At 73.9% G+C, this 16285-nt stretch carries 18 protein-coding genes and 1 tRNA gene; 3 read left to right on the top strand and 16 right to left on the bottom strand.

Features of this window, described 5'->3' with window-relative positions:
* Window position 1: 1 nt before the first annotated feature.
* From AC6CH9_RS04625 to AC6CH9_RS04615, 3 genes are all read right to left on the bottom strand, one after another.
* Window positions 2-1003, bottom strand: a complete 1002-nt coding sequence (locus AC6CH9_RS04625) for an MvdC/MvdD family ATP grasp protein (RefSeq protein WP_498153855.1) — start codon at window positions 1001-1003, stop codon at window positions 2-4.
* A 4-nt stretch (window positions 1004-1007) separates the two neighbouring features.
* Window positions 1008-2489, bottom strand: a complete 1482-nt coding sequence (locus AC6CH9_RS04620; RefSeq protein WP_498153854.1) for a trypsin-like serine peptidase — start codon at window positions 2487-2489, stop codon at window positions 1008-1010.
* Window positions 2490-2632: 143 nt separating this feature from the next.
* On the bottom strand, window positions 2633-3049 hold the full coding sequence (locus AC6CH9_RS04615; protein ID WP_498153853.1) for a VOC family protein: 417 nt from the start codon (window positions 3047-3049) through the stop codon (window positions 2633-2635).
* 134 nt (window positions 3050-3183) lie between these two features.
* Between AC6CH9_RS04615 and AC6CH9_RS04610 the strand changes: the two genes are divergently transcribed.
* Window positions 3184-4254, top strand: a complete 1071-nt coding sequence (locus tag AC6CH9_RS04610) for a helix-turn-helix transcriptional regulator (RefSeq protein ID WP_498153852.1) — start codon at window positions 3184-3186, stop codon at window positions 4252-4254.
* A 5-nt stretch (window positions 4255-4259) separates the two neighbouring features.
* Here the strand turns inward: AC6CH9_RS04610 and AC6CH9_RS04605 are convergent, their stop codons facing one another.
* On the bottom strand, window positions 4260-5522 hold the full coding sequence (locus AC6CH9_RS04605; protein ID WP_498153851.1) for an AI-2E family transporter: 1263 nt from the start codon (window positions 5520-5522) through the stop codon (window positions 4260-4262).
* Between the two features lie 94 nt (window positions 5523-5616).
* Here AC6CH9_RS04605 and AC6CH9_RS04600 point away from each other — a divergent pair, with 94 nt between their 5' ends.
* Window positions 5617-5997, top strand: coding sequence for a VOC family protein (locus AC6CH9_RS04600; protein ID WP_498153850.1), 381 nt, complete (start codon window positions 5617-5619; stop codon window positions 5995-5997).
* A 14-nt stretch (window positions 5998-6011) separates the two neighbouring features.
* On the opposite strand, the gene AC6CH9_RS04595 is transcribed toward AC6CH9_RS04600, so the two are convergent.
* Both AC6CH9_RS04595 and AC6CH9_RS04590 read right to left on the bottom strand, forming a co-directional pair.
* The gene (locus tag AC6CH9_RS04595; RefSeq protein ID WP_313663294.1) at window positions 6012-6581 is read right to left on the bottom strand and encodes a dihydrofolate reductase family protein; all 570 of its coding nucleotides are present in this window, start codon (window positions 6579-6581) and stop codon (window positions 6012-6014) included.
* A gap of 64 nt (window positions 6582-6645) precedes the next feature.
* Window positions 6646-7509: a helix-turn-helix transcriptional regulator gene (locus tag AC6CH9_RS04590; RefSeq protein WP_498153849.1), complete on the bottom strand. Its 864-nt coding sequence runs from the start codon at window positions 7507-7509 to the stop codon at window positions 6646-6648.
* Between the two features lie 100 nt (window positions 7510-7609).
* On the opposite strand from AC6CH9_RS04590, the gene AC6CH9_RS04585 reads away from it, so the two are divergent.
* Entirely contained in the window at window positions 7610-8374 is a 765-nt protein-coding gene (locus tag AC6CH9_RS04585; RefSeq protein WP_498153848.1) for an SDR family oxidoreductase, read from the top strand.
* A gap of 61 nt (window positions 8375-8435) precedes the next feature.
* Here the strand turns inward: AC6CH9_RS04585 and AC6CH9_RS04580 are convergent, their stop codons facing one another.
* The 10 genes from AC6CH9_RS04580 to AC6CH9_RS04535 all read right to left on the bottom strand — a co-directional run bounded on the left by AC6CH9_RS04580 (window position 8436) and on the right by AC6CH9_RS04535 (window position 16212).
* Complete coding sequence (locus AC6CH9_RS04580; RefSeq protein ID WP_498154119.1) at window positions 8436-9251, bottom strand: SCO1664 family protein; 816 nt, start codon at window positions 9249-9251, stop codon at window positions 8436-8438.
* A gap of 56 nt (window positions 9252-9307) precedes the next feature.
* Window positions 9308-9859 (bottom strand): DUF3090 domain-containing protein, encoded by a 552-nt coding sequence (locus AC6CH9_RS04575; RefSeq protein WP_498153847.1) that lies wholly within the window; start codon window positions 9857-9859, stop codon window positions 9308-9310.
* A 55-nt stretch (window positions 9860-9914) separates the two neighbouring features.
* Window positions 9915-10634 carry a histidine phosphatase family protein gene (locus AC6CH9_RS04570; RefSeq protein WP_498153846.1) on the bottom strand — a complete coding sequence of 240 codons (720 nt, stop codon included), beginning with the start codon at window positions 10632-10634 and terminating at the stop codon, window positions 9915-9917.
* A 60-nt stretch (window positions 10635-10694) separates the two neighbouring features.
* Window positions 10695-11291 carry a hypothetical protein gene (locus AC6CH9_RS04565; protein WP_498153845.1) on the bottom strand — a complete coding sequence of 199 codons (597 nt, stop codon included), beginning with the start codon at window positions 11289-11291 and terminating at the stop codon, window positions 10695-10697.
* A complete protein-coding gene (locus AC6CH9_RS04560; RefSeq protein ID WP_498153844.1) occupies window positions 11288-11911 on the bottom strand; it encodes a TetR/AcrR family transcriptional regulator in 624 nt (207 codons plus the stop codon). Before AC6CH9_RS04560 ends, AC6CH9_RS04565 begins: the two co-directional genes overlap by 4 nt.
* 462 nt (window positions 11912-12373) lie before the next feature.
* Window positions 12374-12796, bottom strand: a complete 423-nt coding sequence (locus tag AC6CH9_RS04555) for a hypothetical protein (protein WP_498153843.1) — start codon at window positions 12794-12796, stop codon at window positions 12374-12376.
* Window positions 12797-13024: 228 nt separating this feature from the next.
* Window positions 13025-13098 (bottom strand) — tRNA-Pro (locus AC6CH9_RS04550).
* Between the two features lie 57 nt (window positions 13099-13155).
* The gene (locus tag AC6CH9_RS04545) at window positions 13156-14505 is read right to left on the bottom strand and encodes an MFS transporter (protein WP_498153842.1); all 1350 of its coding nucleotides are present in this window, start codon (window positions 14503-14505) and stop codon (window positions 13156-13158) included.
* Between the two features lie 26 nt (window positions 14506-14531).
* Window positions 14532-15176 carry a GntR family transcriptional regulator gene (locus tag AC6CH9_RS04540; protein ID WP_498153841.1) on the bottom strand — a complete coding sequence of 215 codons (645 nt, stop codon included), beginning with the start codon at window positions 15174-15176 and terminating at the stop codon, window positions 14532-14534.
* A gap of 253 nt (window positions 15177-15429) precedes the next feature.
* Window positions 15430-16212: a DUF899 family protein gene (locus AC6CH9_RS04535; protein ID WP_498153840.1), complete on the bottom strand. Its 783-nt coding sequence runs from the start codon at window positions 16210-16212 to the stop codon at window positions 15430-15432.
* Between the last annotated feature and the right edge of the window lie 73 nt (window positions 16213-16285).

Genomic DNA, 16285 nt, shown 5'->3' with positions numbered 1-16285 from the left:
CTCACGCGACGCTGTTCCGCCACGTGCGCCGACGCGCCGCCCTCGTGCCGTCCTCGCGGTCGAGCCGTGCGAGGAGGCCCGCGAGCGCCGCGGCGATCGGCTGCCCGGTCGCGTACTCGACGAACAGCCACTGCCCGGCCGGGTTGATCTCGAGGAAGACGTACTCGCCCGCGGGGGTACGACGCAGGTCGACCGCCCCGTACCAGAGCCCGAGGACGTCCATGAGGCGCAGGAGCGCGGCGGCGACGTGCTCGGGGAGGTCGTGGGCCGTCGTCGGGCAGTGGTGGGTGTCGACCCGGAAGTCGTAGGCGTACCCGGACTCCTCGGTCCGCAGCTCGGCCGCGAAGAGCTGCGTGCCGACGATCGTCACGCGCACGTCCGACCCCGCGACGGCCTCCTGGAAGATGACCGGCGCGAACCGCACGCTCTCGAGGAGGTCGAGGTCCGCCTCGCGCACCGGGCGGGTCTCACGCCACGTCGCGGGCGTGCCGCTGAAGGGCTTGAAGATGACCGGACCCGGCTCGCGGCGCAGGAACTCGCGGGCTCGGGCGGGGTCGTTGGTCATGCACGTGCGGGGCACGCGCAGCCCGAGCCGCGCGGCGACCTGGAGCTGCCACATCTTGCGGGACCCGGCCTCGTCGCGGTCCGGGTCGTTGACCCAGGTGGCGCCGAGGCACGACCACAGCCCGGACACCGCGGCGGCGATCTCCCCGTGGGCGAAGCCGCGGTCCTGGGGCGAGCGGACGTCGTCGTGCAGGGCGAAGGGCTGTGGCCGCCGCCACCACACGGCGCGCAGCTGCGTGGCGTCCACGGCGCTCACGCCCTCGGCGCTCGTGTCGACCCAGTCTGCCCGCCACCCGGCCGCGTCCTGCGTCGAGGTGAGCGACACCGACCGTGGGGCGTGCCCGGTGTCGAGGAGCACGTGGGGCGCGCCGAGCGCGTCCAGGTGGCGGACGACCTCCGTGGTGTGGAGGTCGTCCGCGTGGGACACGATGCCGATCATCGCGTCACTGCCCAGCCTGGAGCTGGGTGAGGGCCGCCTCGACGGCCTCGAGCGTCGCCCGCGCCTCGGCGACGGCCTCGACCAGCGCGCCGACGACGTCGCCGGGCTCCGCCTCCGTCTCCTCGTCGACGAGCGACTCGGCGCCCTGGACGAACGGCCGCGCGCCCGCGAGCGCGCCCGCCTGGACGAGCCGTCCGATCGCGGGGTTCACCACGGGGTCGAACAGGTCGTCGATGTCCAGGATGCCCTCCTGGAGCGTGTCGCCGGGTCCGGTGCCGACGTCGCCCGCGAACCCGGTCGCGACGGGGTTGTCGGCGGCGAACCGGGTGTCGGCCTGGAAGATCGAGTCCAGCGCCAGCGGGGTCCCGCCCTGGTCCCGGAGGAACGAGGTACCGATCTGGTCGGCGACGGTATGGGAGTCGGCCTGCCGGATCGTGAGCACGTCGACGGCCCGTGCGGTGTCGGCCGCGCGGAGCGTGCCGACCTGGTCGGCGGCCTTGACGGTCGCGATGACGTCCTGCGCCAGGGACGTGAACCCGTCGTCGGCGGTCGCGGTGCGCGCCCCGTGCGGCAGGGCCTGGAGCGTCGGCGACACGGCCCGGATGCCCGCGATCGCGGTGCCGAAGTTGGAGCCGGTGCCCGCCGCGTTGCAGCCGCCGTTGGTGTGCACGCCGACGAGCTCGCCCGCGGGCCCGAGGATGCCGGACCCGGAGTTGCCTCCGAGCGTGTCGATGTCGTCGTAGCGGATCTGGTTGGTCGTCACGGTGGTCGCGGGGCCGGCCTCGACCCGCTTCGGCATCCCCGCGGGGTGGCCGATGATCGCGAGCATGTCCCCGACGGCCGGGTTCGCGGTCGCGACGGCCGTGAACCCGTACGTGTTCCCGGGGTTGCCGCCCACGCGGACGACCGCCATGTCGAGCCCGCCGAGCCGGTACTCGACGAGAGCGACGATCGGGAAGCTCACCTCGGTGCGCAGCACGCCGCTCGCGTCCACCTGGTAGAGCACGTTGATGTGCATGCTCGTCGCGATCTGCTGCGGCGTGACGACCTGCATCGAGCCGTTCTGGCGAGGCAGGACCCAGCCGTCCGCGCTCTGGTCGAACAGGTGCCCGCACGTGAGCACGAGGTCCGGGGCGATGAGCGTGCCGCTGCCCCAGCGGACGCCGTCCACGTTGCCCGGGTTGGTGAAGACGCCGCCGAGCCCGGTGTTCCACTGCACCTGCACGGCCTGCTTCTGATGGGCGCTCACGTACGCCTGGGTGACGCCCAGCGTGCCGTCGTACTGCTCGACGGGCTGGGAGTCGTCGGTGGCGCCGCAGATGGACTCGAGCATCTCGGCGTAGGTGGGCTCGTCGCCCGCGATGGACTCGAGCGTGAGCGGTATCCGCTCGGGCAGCGGCGGGTAGAGCGCGTCGACCGTGTCGGGCGTCTCCGGCACCTCGCGCCGGCTCGGCTTCTTCGGTGCCGACTTCCTGGTTCCAGCCATGGGGTCCCCCTCGGTTCGGTCCCCTGCACCTGGAGAGAGGCGGGGACCCGCCCGCGCGGACGCGGACGGGGCGGGTGAACCGCGCGGGCGGGCCCCGGCCGCGGCCGGGCGCCCCCGCGTCGCGAGGGCGCCCGGCCCGCGGGTCAGCGGCTCGCGGCGACGTCGAGCACCCAGGTCACGCCGAACCGGTCCGTGAGCATCCCGTACAGGGGCGCCCAGTCGGACGACGCGAGCGGCGCGACGACGGTCGCGCCGTCGGCGAGCGCGTCCCAGTAGCCGCGGACCTCCTCGACGTCGTCGCCGCGCACCGAGACGAAGAACGGCGCCTCGCCGGGGCTCCAGGGTCGTCCCGCGGGGACGTCGTAGGCCATGACGCGGAAGCCGCTCGGCGCGCTGACCTGGCCCCAGACGACGAGGTCGGCCTCGGCCGGGTCCGGGGCCTGGCCCAGGTCGCAGTACGTGGTGAGGACGAGGTCGCCGCCGAACACCGCGCGGTAGTGCTCGAGCGCGGCGCGGGCGTCGCCGCGGAAGTTGAGGTGGGGAGTGGTCTGGACGGACATGGCGTCGCCTCCGGGTCGGTCGTCGGGCCCGCGGTCGCGGCGCCCGTCGGTCCCGGACGTCGCCCGGGCTCGTGCCACCACACTCTCGACCCATCAGGGCGAATAGCGTCCGCATTGTGCGCGAGCATGGGCGCATGACCGAGACGTCGCGCCGGACCCTCCTGCTGCTGTCGCTCCTCCAGGCGCGCCCCGACCGCACGGGTCCCGAGCTCGCCCGGCGGCTCGGCGTCGACCCGCGCACGGTGCGCCGCGACGTCGAGCGCCTGCGCGACCTCGGCTACCGCGTCGTCGCGACCCGCGGGCGCGACGGTGGCTACCGCCTCGACGCCGGCGCCGAGCTCCCGCCCCTGCTGTTCGACGACGAGCAGATCGTCGCGCTGACCGTCGCGCTGCGCACCGTCGCGGCGAGCGGACCGGGCGACGCGATCGAGGAGGCGGCCGTGCGGGCGCTCGCGACCGTGCGCCAGGTGCTGCCCGCGCGGCTGCGCCACCGGGTCGACGCCGTCGACGTGGCCCCGGTGCCCGCGCACCCCGGGCGGCCGGCGCCGTCGGTCGACCTGGACGTCCTGCTCGCCGTGAGCATCGCGGTGCGCCGGCGAGAGGTGCTGCGCCTCGACTACGCGCCACCCCTCGCCGCCACGGGAGCAGGAGCCGAGACCGGGAGCGCGGACGGCCCGGGCACCGGCGTGGGCCGTGCCGCGACGCCGCCCCGGCGCGTGGAGCCGCACCACGTCGTCGTGCGTGACGGACGGTGGTACCTCGTCGCCTGGGACCTCGACCGCGCGGACTGGCGCACGTTCCGCCTCGACCGCACGACTCCCCGGGAGCCGACGGGGCCGCGCTTCGTGCGCCGCGAGCTCCCCGGTGGCGACGTGGGTGCGTTCGTCGCGGCCCGCTTCGCCGGGTCGACGCCGTCCCTCGGGTCCGCGTCGCCCGCGGGCGAGGCGGGATGGCCGTGCCGCGGGTGGGTCGAGCTCGCCGCCCCGGCCCAGGCCGTCGTCCCGTTCGTCGAGGACGGCGCGGTCGAGGTGCTCGGGCCCGACCGCTGCCGGGTCGCGCTGGGCTCGTGGTCCTGGGTCGCGCTCGCCGCGCGGGTCGCCGCGTTCGACGCGGACGTGCTCGCGGCGGGTCCGGCGGAGCTCGTCGCGGCGTGCGCGACCGTCGCCGGACGGCTGGGACGGCAGGCGACCGGGGGGCAGCCGTAGCGCGGCTACGACGACGCGGGTGCGCCGTCGACGGTCTCGTGCCGCTTCTGCCGGGCGAACCGCGCCGGGAGGTCCGGCCCGTCCCACACCTGGATCGCGCGCCAGATCGAGGCCGCGATCGGGACGGCGAGCACGGCGCCGGTGAGGCCTGCGAGCACGGTGCCCGCGGTCAGCGCGACGAGGATCACGAGGGGGTGGAGCCGCAGCGTGCGGCCCATGACGACGGGCTGGAGCAGGTCGCCCTCGAGCTGGTTCACGGCGATGACGATCGCGACCACGATGAGCGCCTCGACCGGCCCGACGGCCACGAGCGCGACGAGCGCGCACAGGATGCCGGCGAGCGTCGCGCCGACGAGCGGGATGAAGGCGAGCAGGAACACGAGCACGGAGAGCGGGATGACGAGCGGCACCCCGACGATCGCGAGGCCGATGCCGATGGCGACGGCGTCGACCGCTGCGACGATCGCCGTCCCGCGGACGTACCCGCCGAGCGTGCGGACCGTCGTCTCGCCGATCCGCTGCCCCCGCTCGTACCGCGCGCCCTCGAACGGGCGCAGCAGGAACTCCCAGATCGCCGGGCCGTCCTTGAGGAAGAAGAACAGCACGACGACCATGACGAAGAACCCGGCGACGAAGTCGACCGTCTGCGAGGCGCCCGCGAGCGCCCCGGCGCCCACGGCGTCGGACTGGAGCAGGCCGACGAGCGAGTCGCGCACCGAGGCGAGCTGCTCCTCGGTGATCTGGAACGGCAGGTCCTGCACGTAGGCCTGGAGCTCGTCGAACCCGTCGATCGCCTGGTCGCGCAGCTGGGGCCACTGGTTGACGACCGCCGCGACGACCAGCCACACGACCACGCCGAGCACGACGACCAGGGCGAGCAGCGCGACGACCGTCGCGAGGAAGGACGGCACGCCCTTGCGCCGCAGCAGGCTCACGAGCGGGGAGATCGCCGCGGCGAGGACCAGCGCGATGAGCACGGGGATGACGATGAGCGTCAGCCGCGTGACCGCGAACACCGCGACGGCGACGAGAGCGACGATCGCGAGGACCTGGACCGAGCGCGTGCCCGCGCGCCCGACGCCGTCCGACCACAGCGCGGAGACGCCCGACGGGTGCGACGGCGCGTCGGACGTGCCGATGTCGGCCGCGCCCGGGTCCGCCGCTGGGGTGTCGCGGACCGGTTCGTCGCGCGACGCGACGGCTCCCGCGCCCACTGCCTCGGTGGGCTCGCCCGTCCGCTTCCCCGACCGCCGTCTGCCCAGCCCCATCCCGACTCCCTCTCGCCGCACGTGACGGTCAGGCTTTCACGATCGCGACTCCCCCGCCGGGTGCCGGCACCGCGGGCTCCGTAGAGTGCGTCACATGGCATCCCGCATCAGCGAGCTGGTCCTCGACTGTGCCGCCCCGGAGCTGCTCGCGCGGTTCTGGTGCGACGTCCTCGGCTACGTCGAGCTCGACCGGGAGGGCGACGGCTCGATCGAGATCGGCCCGCCCGACGCCGGGTTCGGCGGCCTCCAGCCCACCCTGATCCTCAGCCCGAGCACCGACCCGCGGGCGGGCAAACTCCCGCTGCACCTCGACGTCAACCCCACCGACCGCGACCAGGACGCCGAGCTCGAGCGGCTCCTCGCCCTCGGGGCGCGACCCGCCGACGTCGGGCAGACGGGCGACGAGCCGTGGCACGTGCTCGCCGACCCGGAGGGGAACGAGTTCTGCCTGCTGCGCCGGCGCCTCGACCCCTGACGACGGGCGTCGGCTCACGCCGTGGCGCGCACGGGCCGGTACCGCACGGCGAGCGCGCCCGACCGGAACGGGGTGCGTTCCACCAGCTCGAGCGGGATGCGCTCGTGCAGGCCGGCGAGCAACGTCGGCCCGTGCCCGGCGAGCACCGGCTGCACCACGAGCTCGTACTCGTCGATCAGCCCCAGGTCCGCCAGTGCCAGCGGCAGGTTCACGCCGCCCACCCACAGGCCCTCGCCCGCCTCGTCCTTGAGCCGCCGCACCGCCTCCCCGAGGTCGCCCCGCACCAGCTCGGCGTTCCAGTCGACGTCGCTCAACGTGCTCGACACGACGTACTTCTTCGCCCGGTCGATGGCCTCGGCGAAGGGAACCTCCCACTCGTCCATCCAGTCGGGCCACACGCCCGAGGCAGGCCGGCGCCACGCCGACTCCATCATCTGGTAGGTCACGCGCCCGAACAGGAGCGCGTCGGCGCGCTCCATCTCGGCGGTCCAGTAGCGCATCGACTCCTCGTCCGGGGGAAGCCCGGCCTCGTGGTGGCAGCAGCCGTCGAGCGTGACGTTGATCGAGTAGCGCAGCGGTCTCATCTCGTCGATCTCCCTTGATACGCGATTGCCCGGACCAGGCTCAGACCACCGCCGACCCGCTTTCTCATCGGCGCCCCGTGGCACCGCCGCCCACGAGGTCCTGCGTCCCGACGACGCCGAGCAGCCGGATCCTCTCCGCCGCCTCCGTGCCCGGCGCCGCCGTGAGCACGAGGAGCACCTGGAGCTGGTCCTCCGTCACCAGCGCCTGGCAGTCCACCTCGATCTCCCCCACCACCGGGTGCACGAGCGTCTTGTGGTCCACGAACCGGCGCGCGACCTCCTGCCGCTCCCACAGCGCCGCGAACTCCGGGCTCGTGCGCCGCAGGACGCGCACGAGCTCGCCCGCGCGCGACGACGGGCCCAGCACCGCGACGGCGGAGCGCAGGCTCGCCACGAGCGCCCGACCCTGCCGGTCCCGGTCGTCCGCGGGGTAGATCGCGCGCGCCGTCCCCGGGTGGGCGAACCACCGGTAGATCTCGCTGCGGTCCCAGCCCGAGTACGCCGTCGCGTCCCCGTACAGCGCACGGGCCAGGTCGTTCTGCGCGAGCGTCTCCCCCAGCGGGTTGAGGATGAGTGCCGGGGTGTCGCCGAGGCGGTCGAGGACGCGCTGCAGCGCGGGAGCCACGTGCCCCGGGTCGGTCGCCCGGTCGGGGACGCCGTGCCCGGCGACCCGGTAGAGGTAGTCCCGCTCGTCGTCGGACAGGCGCAGCGCCCGCGCGATCGACGCGAGCATCTGCGTGCTCGGCTGCGGCCCGCGCTGCTGCTCCAGGCGCGTGTAGTAGTCCGTGGACATCAGCGCGAGCTGCGCCACCTCCTCCCTGCGCAGGCCCGGTGCCCGACGGCGCAGCCCGGCCGGGAGCCCCACGTCGCCCGGCTGCAGCGCCTCCCGGCGACGGCGGAGGAAGTCGGCGAGCGCGGCACGGTCCATGCGCCCATCGTCCGGTGTGCGACGCGCCCGTGCCAGGGATCGCCGGTCCCCCGATGACCGGACTCTGCCGCGGCGCTCGCCGCGCGCCCAGGATCGAGGCATGGACCTCACGAACAGCACCGTCTTCATCCCCGGCGCGACGAGCGGCATCGGGCTGGCGCTCGCGGTCGCGCTGCACGAGCAGGGCAGCACCGTCGTCGTCGGCGGGCGCCGCACCGACCTCCTGGAGCGGATCGCCGCCGACCACCCCGGCCTCGACACCGTGCGCATCGACACGACCGACCCCGAGAGCATCGCGTCGGCGGCCAAGGAGGTGCTCGACCGCCACCCCGACCTGGACACGCTCGTCACGATGGCCGGCATCATGCGTGCCGAGGACTGGCACCACCCCGAGGGCTTCCTCGACACGGCCGAGCAGATCGTCACGACCAACGTGCTGGGGCCGATCCGGCTCATCGGCGCGTTCGTCGAGCACCTCCAGACCCGACCGCACGCGACCATCGTCACGGTGTCCTCCGGGCTGGCGTTCGCGCCGCTCGCGGTCACCCCGACGTACGACGCGTCCAAGGCCGCGATCCACATGCTCAGCGAGGCGCTGCGCCTCCAGCTCGCGGACACGAGCGTCGACGTCGTCGAGCTCGTCCCGCCGTCCGTCGCGACCGACCTCATGCCGGGCCAGCGCGAGAGCGCGTTCGCGATGCCGCTCGACGAGTTCGTCACCGAGGTCGTCGACCTGCTGCGGGCGCAGCCGGACGCGCACGAGATCCTCGTCGAGCGCGTGAAGTTCCTCCGGTTCGGCGAGGCGCGCGGCGACTACGACGAGGTCGTGCGCGTGCTCAACGCGGCGGACCCGCACGGCCGCTGAGCCGCGGGACGTCCGGCGCGCGTGGCTGGGTGTCGTGCCCCGACGCCTTCGACGCGGTGGGCTAGAACAACGGCCAGGGGACGGCGGGCATGTCGCCCTCCGGCGCGGGGAACCGTGCCGTGCGGAGCAGCCGGTCGCAGCGCTCGGCGAGGGCCGCCACCTCGTCGGGCGTGAGAAGGCCTCGGAGCCGGTGGCCGAGGTCGCCGTCGGTGCCGGACGTCGTGCCGGTACCCGTGGCGGAGCCGGCCCCGAGGCCGGCGCGCACGCGCTCGACGCCCGCGAGCTCGTCGTCGTCCAGGCCCTCCCCGAGCCAGCCCCACAGCACGGTCCGCAGCTTGGGCTCGACGTGGAAGGTGACGCCGTGGTCGACGCCGAGGCGACGCCCGTCGGGCAGCGGCAGCACGTGCCCGCCCTTGCGGTCGGCGTTGTTCACGACCGCGTCGAACACAGCCATGCGCCGCAGCGACGGCGAGTCCTCGTGGACGACGCTCACCGGGCGGTCGTCCTCGTCGACGCCCTCCAGCACGGTCCGCACGCCGTCGCGCGGCACCTCGTCGGTGGGCACGACGTCGACGGGCGACTGGGCCGTGTCCACGTTCTGCCAGAGCTGCACCATGCCCGGGCCGAGCGGTCCGTCACGCAGCCACGTGCGCGGCACGACGCCCCAGCCGAGCGCCTCCGAGACGAGGTACGCGGCCACCTCGCGGCCGGCCAGCGTGCCGTCGGGGAAGTCCCACAGCGGCTTCTCCCCCGCGACGGGCTTGTACACGACCGGGACCTCTCCGATCCGGGCCAGGAACGTCGCGTTCGACGCCGCGCGGATGCGTCCGACGACCTCGAGCGGCTCAGTGTCTTGTGACGTGGTGTCGCGCGGTATGGCGTCGAGCGGTGCCGCGTCGAGTGGCGCCGCGTCGACGTCGTCGTGCGGGGACGTCACGCCTCGTCGGGCAGCACGCACTCGTGCCCGTCGGGGTCCACCGGCCGACCGCAGCGGGGGCAGGCCGGGCGGCCCGCCTGCACGACGGCGCGCGTGCGCTGGGCGAAGGCGCGCGCCGTCCCCACCGGCATGCGGATGAGGAACGACTCCGCGGGCTCGGGCTCGTCCGCATCGGGGTCGGGGTCGTCGTCCTCGTCCACGAGCGGGAACGCCTCGACGACCACCTGCGCCGTGCGCGGGTCCCAGCTCAGCCGCATCGACCCCGTGCGGAACTCCTCCTCGACGGGAAGGTCCAGCGGGTTGTCGTCGACGAGCTCGGCAGGCACGTCGACGGGGACGCTGTACCGGTTGTCGGGCGCCTCCATCAGCTCGTCGAGCAGGCGCTGGATGGTGTCGGCGAGGACGGCCGACTGCTCCTTCTCGAGGGCGACGCTCGTCGTCCGGGTGCCCGTGCGGGCCTGGAGGTAGAAGGTGCGGGAGCCGGGCATCCCGACGGTTCCCACGACGACGCGGTCGGGCCAGTCGTGCTCGTGGACCAGAGTGGGCATGCCCTCACTCTACGAGCGCTCGGCCCGTCCGCACCGGACGGCCACGGGTCGGACGTCAGGACGGCGGAAGATCGCTCGGGTCGTCAGATCGAGCCGGGCCTGCACCGCCGCCGACGGGCGCGTCGCCGACCGGCGCAGCCGTCCGCAGCCACGAGAGGTCGCCGGCCTCGGTGTTGACGGCCACGACCTCCGGGCGGTGCGGCCCGTACCGGACGATCGAGATCGACGCCGGCCCGACAACGATGCGCTGGAACAGGTCCAGGTGCATCCCGAGCGCGTCGGCGAGAACAGACCTGATCACGTCCCCGTGCGAGACGGCCGCCCACACCGCGTCGGCGCCGTGGCGCGCGGCGACCTCGGCGTCGTGCCGTCGGACCGCCTCGACGCCCCGCGCCTGCATCGCGGCCAGCGACTCCCCGCCCGGGAACACCGCCGCCGACGGCTGGGTCTGCACGACGGACCACATCGGCTCCGTGGCCAGGTCCTTCAGCGCGCGGCCTTGCCACTGCCCGTAGTCGCACTCGGTGATGCCCTGCTCGGTGACAGACTCCGGCGCTACGGTCTGGTGGTCGAGCAGGGCTTGCGCGGTCTGTCGGCACCGCTCCAGCGGGCTCGTCACGACGCGAACGAGCGGCGCGCCCGCGACACGCTCGGCGGTGCGGGCCGCCTGGTCGCGACCGACCGCGTCCAGCCGGACCCCGGCGGACCGCCCAGCGAGGATCCCTCCGGCGTTCGCGGTGGTGCGGCCATGACGGACGAGAAGGACGGTCGGCATGCCCTGAGCGTAGGCGGGTCCGCTCTCCGGTGCGGACGGCGCGCGGGCGGCGGGCCCACCTCAGGCAGCGAGGGCGAGCACGACGACGGCCGCCCCCAGGACGGCGTCGAGCGCACAGCAGAACGCCGCGAGAGAGGCGGAGACGACGCGACCCGTGCGCAGGTGGTGGACGTCCCACGCGGCGTGGGCGAGCAGCCCAGCCCCGACGACCAGCCCGGCCCACGGCTGGCCGAGCACGGCGACGGCCGCCGCGATGCCCACGACGACGGCCATCGCCGCGGCCTGGAGCGGCAGCCCCCAGGCTGGGCGAGCGGCCCCGCGCGCGAGGCCGTAGACCGCCAGCACGACGACGACGCCGAGCATCGCCCAGAACGGGTCGAACCCGGGGACGGCGAACCCGACGCCGATGAGCACGAACGTGAGCCCGAAGAGCGGCCAAGCGGCGTCACGGCGGCCGAGCGCGGCGGCGCCGAGGTAGACGAACGCGGCGGCGGTCAGCACGAGCGAGGACTGAGCGGTGTCGGAGAAGCCGACCCACGCGGCCACGGCGAGCGCGGCTCCGAAGAGCGCGCCCGCGGCGACGGGCCACCATCGCGCGGGTCGGGCGGCCGCCGCCTCTCCCGCGGTGGCCTCGGGGGTGCGGTCCGCGGTTGTCATCGCGCCACCTCGTCCGGGACGGCGGGCACCGGCGTGCCGGGCGGGGTGAACGCGGCGAGGACCGTCGCGGTGATGGTCGTCGCCGCGTCATCGGGCGCGAGCCGGCCCGCGTCGATCTCCTCCGCGGCACCATGCATGACCCGGTGCAGGGTGCCGACCAGCCAGGACGACGGTAGGTCGGCCCGGAACACCCCGTCGGCACGACCCCGCTCGACGAGCCGCTCGACCCGGGACGCCGGCCGCTCGTGCAGCGCGAGCACCCGCTCGGGCCCGAGTGCCTCCGTCGCCGCGGTGAGGAGCGAGCCCACCTGCACGACCGTCAGCCAGCTCTGCCTCACGAGCCGTGCCAGCGCGTCGCGCGCGTCGCCGGACAGGTCGACGGCGTCGAGCGCCGCGTCACCCTCGTCGATCGCGCGCACGACGACCGCCTCGACCAGCACGGCACGGTTCTCGAAGTGTCCATAGAGGGTGACCCTGCCGACTCCCGCGGACCGCGCGATCTCGGCGACGCTCGCGTCCGGGTCGCGGCTCAGACAGACGGCCGCAGCGTCGAGGATCGCCTGGACGTTCCGGCGCGCGTCGGCACGCCGAGGCTGTAGTTGGGTCAGGCCTCCGGACATCTCGCCCTCCATAGTCGAACACCGCTGTACGAGTTACACGACCGACTCCACCGCAAGTTCGTGGCCGAGTCAAGGATTCGGCGCGGGCGAGCAGCGCGCCGGTGCGGATCAGCCGATCACGCGGACGGACAGACCCCGCGACGGGAACGCCGTGGCACGCTCTCGCACACCCGACATGTCAACGTGCGTCGCCAGCCCAGCACGGGATAGACGAGGAAGCGCACAGTCGTCCCCGTCGTGCCGTCGTCGGCGAGCGGCACGAGGTCCGTCAGCGAGACTCCCGCGGCGTAGCGCCGAGTCCAAGAGCCGTCGAATCGGCGGTTGGTGTGTGCAATAGCTCGACACCGAGCGCGCTGACGACCGGCATTCCCCGTCGGGCAAGGATCTTCCAGCACGCCACGTCCAGGCGTGGCGGCGGAAACCAGATCGACGCCCAGCGCGCTGAGTCATGCGGGTGATAGGTCAGGATCGATCACCGCCCGGCCTCGGTCTCGACCGCGCGCCGGCGATGTGCCTTGCCTCAGGTATCACGAGAAGGCCCGGCTTAGCGAACTCGTACTCGATCCATGCCCAGAGCCAGAGGACCGCGAGCACCACGCAGAGGGACGCCAGGGCCCGATCTTCGTAGGCGGCGTAGGAGCCCCCGAGAACGCCGATCCCGAGCGGGAAAGCGCTGACACAGACCAAGCCTGCCGTGAGCTGCACCAGGATGCGCCCCTTCGGCCCGTTCACCTGGAGCTTCGGGCCTCGTCCCCGCAGCCGTAGAAGCAGACGCACGAGCATCCACCCGAAGAGCAGAACGCCGCCCAACCCGACAAGGACCAGCGTCACGCGAACGTCCAGCGCGTCATATCGCGCCTCGCGCCACTCCAGGGTCGTCTCCATCGAGCCCATCCCATCTCGTCCCCACACCCTGGCTCACGGTCGTCGGGAGAGGGAGTCACGCGCGGCGGGCGCGCTGCACGGCAGCGTACCGGTGGTCATCGTCATCCAACGACGAGGCATGTGCGGCGCACCGGAGAAACCAGAGGTGGGCGCCCACCCCCGAACGACGAAGGGCCGCACCTACGAAATGTAGGTCCGGCCCTTCGGAAGTCATGCAACATCACACTGTCGGGCTGACAGGATTTGAACCTGCGACCCCCTGACCCCCAGTCAGGTGCGCTACCAAGCTGCGCCACAGCCCGTGGCTGGATCACTGGGCCCGATCCGTGCGGACCGGACCCCGTGAAGCCTCGGATACTCTACCCCATCCGCGACGCCGCCAGCGCACCGTTTGGCCCGGTCGGGGCTGTGCGGTCGGTCTCGTCGACAGCACCCGAGGTGGCGTCCCGCTCCCCCGTCGGCAGGTGCGCGCGCCACGCGCTGGCGACGACCGCCAGGCAGACCGCGGCGATGACCAGTCCGCCGAGGAACATCTGCGCGTACGTCCACCGCACGGACAGCGCCGCGAGCGCCACGGGCACACAGAACCCGACGTAGGTGAGCGAGTAGTAGACGGCCGTGAGGCCGGCGAGGTCGTCGGGCGTCGCGATGCGCTGGACCTCGCTGAGCCCGGCGACGAGCGCGAGGCCGTACCCCGCGCCGAGCACCATGGCAGCCACCAGCGCGGTCGGCAGGTCGAGCCGCGCCGACGCGTAGGCGCCGAAGCCCATCCCGACGACGACGATCGACATCGCCACCACGGATGCCCGCGCGCTGTGGCGGGTGTCGATGAGGCGACCGAGCACCTGGATCCCGACCCCGCAGCCGAGCCCGAGCACGGTCATGAGCCCGGAGAACGCGATGGGCGCGCTGCCCGCACTCGCCGACACGAGCCCGGGCAGCACGGCGTAGGCGCTACCGGCGCACCCGAACACCCACGGCGCCACCGGCACGACGACGCGCAGGAACCGCCGGTGCGCGACGGCCGGCACGCGCAGGTCGTCGCGCAGCCGACCCCGCTCGCTGCCCGACGAACCCGCACGAGCACGGGTCTCCGGCACACCCAGCACCCACACCCCGGCGGCGACGGCCAGCACGCCGTGCAGCAGGTAGGCCGTGTGCGTGGGCCAGGGCGCCCACTGCGCGAGCACCGCCGCGACGCCCGCCCCGACGAGGAACCCCAGCGTGAGGGCGAGGCCGGCACGCCGGGCGCCAGAGCCGCCGTCGGGGTCGCCGGACGTACGGGCGGCCGCGTCGCTGAGCTCCTTGACCCACGTGGTCCCGACCGCCATGACGAGCCCGAGCGCGACGCCGCACAGCACGCGGCCCGTGGCGAGCAGCGGGGCGGACGACTCCCCCGCGGCGAGCACGAGCGACCCGACGAGCGCGATCGGCGCGGCGGGCAGCAGCAGCGGACGGCGCCCGTACCGGTCGGACAGCGGCCCGCCGAGCAGGAGCGCGGGGACGATGCCGAGGACGTATGCGGCGAGCAGCGCGTCGACGGTCACCGCCGAGAAGTGCCCAACCTCCCGGTACATGACGAGCAGCGGCGTGAACTCGTTGCCGCCCCACGCGACGGCGAACATCACCGCAGCGACGGCGAGCCACGCCTGCGGCCCGACGACGGCGCTTGCCCCGCGAGCGGACGCGGCGGTCTCACTCTCGGTCACCGAGGTCGACCCGGAGGTCACCGCGCTCACAGACCCGCCCTCGCGTCCTCGAGGTGGCGCTGGATGCGGCGCTTGTAGGTGCGGGTGTCGCGTACCTCGAGCGCGTCGACGAGGGCGCGGTGGCCCGCGACGAACGTCGCGGCCCGCCGCGGGTCCCACCGGACGCTGTGCGCGACCATGCGCTGCTGGCGCTCGCGCAGGCTCACGGAGAACGTTGTCAGAAGCGCGTTGCCGCCGGCCGCGACGATCTCCTGGTGGAATCGCGCGTCGAGCGTCGCGTACTCCGCGACGTCCCCGTCTGCCACCGCCGCCTCTTGCGCGGTGACGAGGTCGCGCAAGAGAGCGACGAGCGTGGCGAGCTCGGTGTCGGGCAGGCGCACGACGCTCTGCGCCGCGTGCGTCTCGACGAGCAGACGCGCGTCGAGGACGTCGTCCGCCTCCCCCGGCGCGACGGGCACGACGAGCGCACCCCGCTTGGGGTAGAGGCGCAGCAGACCCTCGGCCTCCAGGCGCAGGAACGCCTCTCGCACGGGCGTGCGACTCACGCCGAGCTGCTCCGCGATCTCCCCCTCGCTCGTCATGGACCCGCCGGGCAGGCTCCCGCCGAGGACGAGGGACTTCACGTGCCGATACGCCTGCTCGGTGGCAGAACCGCTGGTCGTTCGAGGCATAGATACATGATGCATCTATCTGGTGCGCGACATCGACACCAGCGGTGTCCGGAAAGCGTGGGCCTCGCCACACCCGGTGCGCGACCCTCAAGTGACCGTCCAGACCACTTCATACTTACAGTTTCGACGAAACTGTAAGTAAGGGCGTCGTGGTGCACCCAGTCGTACGCGCGTTCGGCAGCATGACGGGATCCTCGGTCTACACGGCGTCGACGCGCGGGGATCCGGCGCCGCTGTGCGCGCCTTGCGCACCTCAGTGGTGGTGCCCGCTCCGGCCCAGCGTCTCCTCCGGCGTCACGCCGGGACGGGTCCACTGCGGCACGGGCCGGGTGGTCGGGCCCCAGCCCGCGACGCCGTCGGCGTCCGCACGCCAGTACCAGCACACGCCCTCGCCCTCGGGCCAGTCGTCGGGAGTGTCCTCCCACGCCTCCCGGCGGCCGTAGGGGGTCATGTCGAGCAGGGCGAAGTGCGGGCTGGTCGGCTCGTTGCCGCGGCCCGTCGTGCGGTACGTGAGGAACACGCGGTCACCGTCGCGCAGGAAGCAGCTCACATAGCCCATCTCGCCGCCGATCGGCTCGTCCAGCCCGCGCACCGAGTACCAGGGCTGGGTGTAGCCCATGAAGTCCACGTAGGGCGCGACCTCCTCCCACCGCCCGACGGTGAGGATCGCGAACGAGACGCCACGCGCGTTGAGGTAGACGGCGTCCCGCAGGCCCCACGCCGTCCAGGTACACCCCTCGCACTGCCCCTGGTGCGGGGCGCCGTCGTGCCACATGTGCTGGTAGACCACGAGCTCGTCGCGCCCCTCGAACAGGTCGACGAACGGGACCGGCCCGTCGGGCCCGACGACCTCCACGGTGCCGTCGATCTCCACCATGGGCAGTCGGCGTCGCGCCGCCGCGATGGCGTCGCCCTCATGGGTGTGCGCCTTCTCGCGCACGAGGAGCTCGTCCCGGGCGGCCTGCCAGGTGGCGAGGTCGACGACGGGGGGTCGTCCCGGCAGGGTGGCGGCCGGGCTGCTGGGCGTGGTCGTCATGGTGTCCTCCGCGGTGTCGGACGCCGGACGGCGCACACCGCCCGACGGGTCACCTGCGCCGACCGACCGTGCC

The organism is Cellulosimicrobium sp. GQ32 (assembly GCF_059758455.1).
The sequence above is the reverse complement of the archived record's forward strand: the minus strand, read 5'-3'. Positions and strand labels throughout refer to the sequence as shown.